This window comes from Streptomyces sp. NPDC031049, from assembly GCF_055571015.1.
The window spans coordinates 441,855-447,854 of sequence record NZ_JBVIGC010000005.1 but is presented as its reverse complement, the minus strand read 5'-3'; the positions used below and the strand labels follow the sequence as shown (position 1 = coordinate 447,854).

General features: G+C 68.6%; 7 protein-coding genes and 1 rRNA gene. 3 read left to right on the top strand and 5 right to left on the bottom strand.

The annotated features are described in order from the left end of the window. Both ACZ45Q_RS11925 and ACZ45Q_RS11920 read right to left on the bottom strand, forming a co-directional pair. Positions 1–75: ribosomal RNA gene (locus tag ACZ45Q_RS11925) — 16S ribosomal RNA — on the bottom strand; the annotation flags it as partial. A 524-nt stretch (positions 76–599) separates the two neighbouring features. Continuing rightward, positions 600–1,241 carry a DNA-3-methyladenine glycosylase gene (locus tag ACZ45Q_RS11920; protein WP_468258571.1) on the bottom strand — a complete coding sequence of 214 codons (642 nt, stop codon included), beginning with the start codon at positions 1,239–1,241 and terminating at the stop codon, positions 600–602. Between the two features lie 145 nt (positions 1,242–1,386). Here ACZ45Q_RS11920 and ACZ45Q_RS11915 point away from each other — a divergent pair, with 145 nt between their 5' ends. The 3 genes from ACZ45Q_RS11915 to ACZ45Q_RS11905 all read left to right on the top strand — a co-directional run bounded on the left by ACZ45Q_RS11915 (position 1,387) and on the right by ACZ45Q_RS11905 (position 3,422). Beyond that, positions 1,387–2,169: a sporulation protein gene (locus ACZ45Q_RS11915; RefSeq protein WP_468258569.1), complete on the top strand. Its 783-nt coding sequence runs from the start codon at positions 1,387–1,389 to the stop codon at positions 2,167–2,169. Positions 2,170–2,219: 50 nt separating this feature from the next. Continuing rightward, on the top strand, positions 2,220–2,762 hold the full coding sequence (locus ACZ45Q_RS11910) for a YbhB/YbcL family Raf kinase inhibitor-like protein (RefSeq protein ID WP_468258567.1): 543 nt from the start codon (positions 2,220–2,222) through the stop codon (positions 2,760–2,762). Positions 2,763–2,915: 153 nt separating this feature from the next. Beyond that, entirely contained in the window at positions 2,916–3,422 is a 507-nt protein-coding gene (locus ACZ45Q_RS11905; RefSeq protein WP_468258564.1) for an HNH endonuclease, read from the top strand. Positions 3,423–3,542: 120 nt separating this feature from the next. Here the strand turns inward: ACZ45Q_RS11905 and ACZ45Q_RS11900 are convergent, their stop codons facing one another. The 3 genes from ACZ45Q_RS11900 to ACZ45Q_RS11890 all read right to left on the bottom strand — a co-directional run bounded on the left by ACZ45Q_RS11900 (position 3,543) and on the right by ACZ45Q_RS11890 (position 5,875). Continuing rightward, complete coding sequence (locus ACZ45Q_RS11900; protein WP_468258562.1) at positions 3,543–4,499, bottom strand: SPFH domain-containing protein; 957 nt, start codon at positions 4,497–4,499, stop codon at positions 3,543–3,545. 93 nt (positions 4,500–4,592) lie between these two features. Further along, complete coding sequence (locus ACZ45Q_RS11895) at positions 4,593–5,024, bottom strand: NfeD family protein (protein WP_468258560.1); 432 nt, start codon at positions 5,022–5,024, stop codon at positions 4,593–4,595. 53 nt (positions 5,025–5,077) lie between these two features. After that, positions 5,078–5,875, bottom strand: a complete 798-nt coding sequence (locus tag ACZ45Q_RS11890) for an ABC transporter ATP-binding protein (protein ID WP_468258558.1) — start codon at positions 5,873–5,875, stop codon at positions 5,078–5,080. Positions 5,876–6,000: the final 125 nt, after the last annotated feature.

The following is a 6,000-nucleotide window of genomic DNA, read 5'->3' as shown; positions in this document are numbered from 1 at the left end:
GGTTCATCGTTCGACTTGCATGTGTTAAGCACGCCGCCAGCGTTCGTCCTGAGCCAGGATCAAACTCTCCGTGAATGCTTCCCCGTGATCGGGGCGAACACCACGAGAGCAGAACCAAGAGGAGGAATAGTCCCCTCGGTTCACAGCGTCCTCGCTGTGTGTGTTTCAAAGGAACCTCGTCCTCCCGAGCGGGAGAGACGGGGTATCAACATATCTGGCGTTGACTTTTGGCACGCTGTTGAGTTCTCAAGGAACGGACGCTTCCTTCGTACTCACCCGAGAGACTCTCTCGCGGCTTTCCTCCGGGCGCTTCCCTTCGGTGTTTCCGACTCTATCAGATCTTTTTCTCGATCCGATTCCCTGTCGGCGGGTTTGCCGTAGGCCTCGGGCTTTCGCCCGGCGGCTTTCGACGTTCACTACGTTAGCCGATTCCCTTCCGGAACTCATAATCGAGTTCCCAGGTTGAATTCAGGCATGCAGGCATACCGAATACGCCCCGTCGAGGGAAGTCGTAGGTAGTGGGTTGGCCGCTCCGGCTGCAGGCGATGCCGTACCCGGTTCAGCGGCTCGGGCCACGTTACGCCTCGCGCAAGGGCGCGTCAACTTCGGCGGCGCCTCGGTACATGAGCCCGGTAGGGGCTCACGGTGGGGTCGTCGGCGATCCAGAACCGCCAGGGGTGGACGGCGCCGTCGCCGGCGACTCCGGTGCGGGGGCCGCTGCGTACCTGGTCACGAGGGACGGCGGTGCCGGTGAGCGTGCGCAGCGGGGTCTCCCCCGGTGCGCACGCGTCCGTGCCGTTGAGGGCCCGGTCCACGCCCAGGGCGGTGGCGAGGCGGGCCGGGCCTTTGGCCAGTTCCTTGTCGTTCCGGGCCGAGAGCCGACGGGTGCGGGCCAGCTCGGCGCCCTCGATGATCTCGCCGGCGCGGAGCAGTACGGCGCTCGCCCGGCCCTCGGGACCGCACACCAGGTTCATGCAGAACCACATGCCGTAGGTGAAGTAGACGTACACGTGTCCGGGGGGACCGAACATCACGTCGTTGCGGGGTGTGCGACCGCGGTAGGCGTGCGAGCCCGGGTCGTTCTGGCCGTCGTAGGCCTCCACCTCCGTCAGGCGGAGGGCGATCGGGCCGTCCGGGGTGCTGCGGACCAGGATGCGGCCCAGGAGGTCGGGGGCCACCTCCAGGACGGGGCGGTCGAAGAACTCCCTCGGCAGGGGCGTACGGTCAGGGCTCGCGATCATGCCGTCCGAGCGTAACGCAGACGGACGAGCCGGCGGGGTGGTCCGCCGGCGGACGGCTTGCCAGGGTGAGCGACGGAACCGGCCACGGCCGAATCGCGTTTGTAGGGACCGAGGGTCCACACGTAAGCCTGGGAGAGGAAGAGACATGGCGTTCAAGAAGCTGCTCGCGAGCCTGGGGGCCGGCGGGGCTTCGGTCGACACGGTGCTGAACGAGGTCAACGTCGTTCCGGGCGGTGTCGTCCAGGGCGAGGTGCGGATCCAGGGCGGGTCCGTGGACCAGCAGATCGAGGGCCTGTCGGTCGGGCTCCAGGCCAAGGTCGAGGTGGAGAGCGGCGACCAGGAGTACAAGCAGGACATCGAGTTCACCAAGTCCCGGCTGGGCGGTGCCTTCGAGCTGAAGGCGAACGCGGTCCACGCGGTGCCGTTCGGGCTGGAGATCCCCTGGGAGACCCCGATCACGATGATCGACGGCCAGGCGCTGCGCGCCATGCACATCGGCGTCGTCACCGAGCTGGAGATCGCCCGCGCGGTGGACTCCGGTGACCTCGACCCGATCAACGTGCACCCGCTGCCGGCGCAGAAGGCGATCCTGGACGCGTTCATCCAGCTGGGCTTCCGCTTCAAGAACGCGGACATGGAGCGCGGGCACATCCGGGGCACGCGGCAGAAGCTGCCGTTCTACCAGGAGATCGAGTTCTTCCCGCCGCAGCAGTACCGCGGGCTGAACCAGGTCGAGCTGAGCTTCGTGGCCGACGAGCGGGAGATGGACGTCGTCCTGGAGATGGACAAGAAGCCGGGTCTGTTCAGCGAGGGCAGCGACACCTTCCGGTCGTTCAAGGTCGGGCTGAACGACTACCAGGGGACCGACTGGGTGGCGTACCTCAACCAGTGGCTGTCGGAGGTCGGCAGCAAGCGGAACTGGTTCTGAGGGTTCTAGGCTCGGGATCGACTGAACGAACCCGATCAGGAGGTACCGAGGTGACCGAGCACAAGCGGCGGCCGCTCCCCCACGACTTCCACCCGCCCGTGCCGTCGTTCACGGTGACGAGCGAGGACGTCCAGGAGGGCGCCACGCTCAAGGACGCTCAGGTCCACGCGGCCGGCAACACCTCACCGCACCTGCGGTGGGAGGGCTTCCCGCCCGAGACGAAGAGCTTCGCCGTGACCTGCTTCGACCCGGACGCCCCGACGGGCAGCGGGTTCTGGCACTGGGTGGTCTTCGACATCCCGGCCTCGGTGACCGAGTTGCCGGCGGGTGCGGGCAGCGGCACGTTCGAGGGGCTGCCGAAGGGTGCCGTCCAGGCGCGCAACGACTACGGCTCGAAGGACTTCGGCGGTGCCGCTCCGCCGGCGGGCGACGGGCCGCACCGGTACGTGTTCACGGTGTACGCCGTGGACCAGGAGAAGCTCGGCCCGGACGCCGACGCCTCCCCCGCCGTCGTCGGCTTCAACCTGCGCTTCCACACGGTCGCGCGGGCCCAGCTGATCGGCGAGTACGAGGTGCCCGCCGGGGCCGAGTAGTCTCCCGGCGTTCATGGAACGTTTGCCCGTCCCCGGTCTTGGAAGTGATCGGGGGCGGGCACTTTTTATTGCGTTGTCCAACCCGGCGTGCCCGGCCAGAGTTGATCCCAGCCCGCCAGGGGGTGGGCCGGTGCACATGGGAGGTGGGCTGGTATGCGGGACACGCTGGTGCTGAACGCGAGCTTCGAGCCGCTGTCGACGGTGACGTTGAACCGAGCCGTCGTTCTGGTGCTCCAGGACAAGGCCGTCGTCGAGCAGGCCCACCCCGAACTGCGCATGCGCGGAGCGGCGGTCGACATACCGGCGCCCCGGGTGATCCGGCTGTGCAGGTACGTACGGGTGCCGTTCCGAAGACGTGCGCCGTGGTCGAGGCGGGGTGTGCTGGTCCGGGACCGGCACCAGTGCGCGTACTGCGGTCGTCGGGCGACGACCGTGGACCATGTGGTGCCGCGGTCGCAGGGTGGGCAGGACAGCTGGCTGAACACGGTGGCGTCGTGCGCGGAGGACAATCACCGCAAGGCGAACCGGACGCCGGAGCAGGCGGGGATGCCCTTGCTGCGGGAGCCGTTCGAGCCGACGCCCGCCGATGCCATGTTGCTGGCGCTGGGCCGTGAGGAGCTCGAGGCGCTGCCGGAGTGGCTGGCTCTGGACGCTGCGTGAGGGCTTCGCCGTGAGGGCTGATGTGCGTCGCCGGGTGCTCGTTTCGTCGTGGCTGGTCGCGCAGTTCCCCGCGCCCCTTTGCAGGGGCGCGGAGCTGAACGGCGTCCGGGATAGGGCCGTCTAGTCGATCGAGGGCTTCTCGCGACGTTCCTGGGCCGGGACGTTGGCCTGTCCCGTGGGGGCGGCCCCCGGAGCGCCGGGCATCGGGCCGAAGTTGCCGATGGCGCCCGACAGGCCCTTGAGGGCGTCGCCGATCTCGCTGGGGACGATCCAGAGCTTGTTGGCGTCGCCCTCGGCGATCTTCGGGAGCATCTGGAGGTACTGGTAGGAGAGCAGCTTCTGGTCCGGGTCGCCGGCGTGGATGGACTCGAAGACCGTCCGGATGGCCTGGGCCTCGCCCTCGGCGCGCAGGGCGGCGGCCTTGGCCTCGCCCTCGGCGCGGAGGATCTGGGACTGCTTCTCGCCCTCGGCGCGGAGGATCTCGGACTGGCGGACACCCTCGGCCTGGAGGATGGCGGCGCGCTTGTCGCGGTCGGCGCGCATCTGCTTCTCCATCGAGTCCTGGATGGAGGTGGGCGGCTCGATGGCCTTCAGCTCGACGCGGTTGACGCGGATGCCCCACTTGCCGGTGGCCTCGTCGAGGACGCCGCGGAGGGCGGCGTTGATCTCCTCGCGGGAGGTCAGGGTGCGCTCGAGATCCATGCCGCCGATGATGTTGCGGAGCGTGGTGACGGTGAGCTGCTCGATGGCCTGGATGTAGCTGGCCACCTCGTAGGTCGCGGCGCGGGCGTCGGTCACCTGGTAGTAGATGACGGTGTCGATGTTGACGACCAGGTTGTCCTGGGTGATGACCGGCTGCGGGGGGAACGGGACGACCTGTTCGCGCAGGTCGATGCGGTTGCGGATGGTGTCGATGAACGGGACGACGATGTTCAGGCCCGCGTTGAGGGTGCGTGTGTAGCGTCCGAAGCGCTCGACGATGGCCGCGCTGGCCTGCGGGATGACCTGGATGGTCTTGATCAGGGCGATGAAGACCAACACCACCAGGATGATCAAGACGATGATGACCGGTTGCATCGTCGCTTTCCCGTACCCCTTCTCCCGCTGCTCCGCCGTCGGCGCTCTCGGCAGATCCTAATGGCTAGAGATCTTACGGTTGTTGAGGTGCCGTCACATGACGATCGCGGTGGCTCCCTCGATCTCGACCACGTCGACCTCCGCACCCGGCTCGTAGGCGCGGCCGGCGTCGAGGGCGCGGGCGGACCAGATCTCGCCGGCGAGTTTGATCCGCCCGCCGGAGCCGTCGACGCGTTCCAGTACGACGGCCTGCCTGCCTCTCAGCGCGTCGACGCCGGAGGCGTGTTGGGGTCGTTGGCTGCGGTGCCGGGCGGCGATGGGCCGGACCACGGCGATGAGGGCGACCGAGACGACGACGAAGACCAGGACCTGGACGACGAGGCCGGCGCCCAGTCCGGAGGCGATGGCGGCGGCCACCGCCCCCACGGCGAACATGCCGAACTCCGGCATCGCGGTCATGACGAGCGGGATTCCGAGTGCCGCCGCCGCGACGAGCCACCACACCCATGCGTCGATGTCGTTCACACGGCCATGGTAGGTCCGTGGACCGCCACGGGAACAGGGCGCGAAGGGGCGGGTCAGGACAGCGGGAGACCCTGGGCGGTCCAGCGGTCGCCGACCTGCTCGACGACGAGCGGGAGACCGAAGCAGAGGGAGAGGTTGCGGGAGGTGAGTTCGAGCTCCAGCGGTCCCGCGGCGAGCACCTTGCCCTGACGGGTCATCAGGACGTGGGTGAAGCCGGGGGCGATCTCCTCGACGTGGTGGGTGACCATGATCATGGAGGGGGCGATGGGGTCGCGGGCGAGGCGGCCGAGGCGGCGGACCAGGTCCTCGCGGCCACCGAGGTCGAGGCCGGCCGCGGGCTCGTCGAGGAGCAGCAGCTCGGGGTCGCTCATCAGGGCGCGGGCGATGAGGGTGCGCTTGCGCTCGCCCTCGGAGAGGGTGCCGAACCTGCGGTCGAGGTAGTCGGACATGCCGAGGCGGTCGAGGAAGGCGCGGGCGCGCTGCTCGTCGATGTCCTCGTACTCCTCCTGCCAGCCGGCGGTCATGCCGTAGGCGGCGGTGAGCACGGTCTGCAGGACGGTCTGGCGCTTGGGCAGCTTGTCGGCCATGGCGATGCCGGCCATGCCGATGCGCGGGCGCAGCTCGAAGACGTCGGTGCCGGGCTTGCCGAGGGTCTCGCCGAGGATGGTGGCGGTGCCGCGGGTGGGGTAGAGGTAGCTGGACGCGACGTTGAGGAGAGTGGTCTTGCCGGCTCCGTTGGGGCCGAGGATGACCCAGCGCTCGCCCTCCTTGACCGACCAGGAGACCTGGTCCACCAGAGCCCGGCCCTCCCGGACCACGGATACGTCCTGAAGCTCCAGAACATCGCTCATGAGCGCGTTGTCTCCCCTTGCAGTGTGGCCGGTTCCGGCTGTCGCGTACGCCTGTGGGCTCGGGTCGCCGCGCCGGTGGGCGCAGCCCTTATGAAATCTACGCCACCGGTCGGCTCGTCCGTTCC

Coding starts and splice junctions, on each gene's coding strand:
- ACZ45Q_RS11920 (WP_468258571.1), bottom strand. CDS start 1,241: ATGATCGCGAGCCCTGACCGTACGCCCCTGCCGAGGGAGTTCTTCGAC.
- ACZ45Q_RS11915 (WP_468258569.1), top strand. CDS start 1,387: ATGGCGTTCAAGAAGCTGCTCGCGAGCCTGGGGGCCGGCGGGGCTTCG.
- ACZ45Q_RS11905 (WP_468258564.1), top strand. CDS start 2,916: ATGCGGGACACGCTGGTGCTGAACGCGAGCTTCGAGCCGCTGTCGACG.
- ACZ45Q_RS11900 (WP_468258562.1), bottom strand. CDS start 4,499: ATGCAACCGGTCATCATCGTCTTGATCATCCTGGTGGTGTTGGTCTTC.
- ACZ45Q_RS11890 (WP_468258558.1), bottom strand. CDS start 5,875: ATGAGCGATGTTCTGGAGCTTCAGGACGTATCCGTGGTCCGGGAGGGC.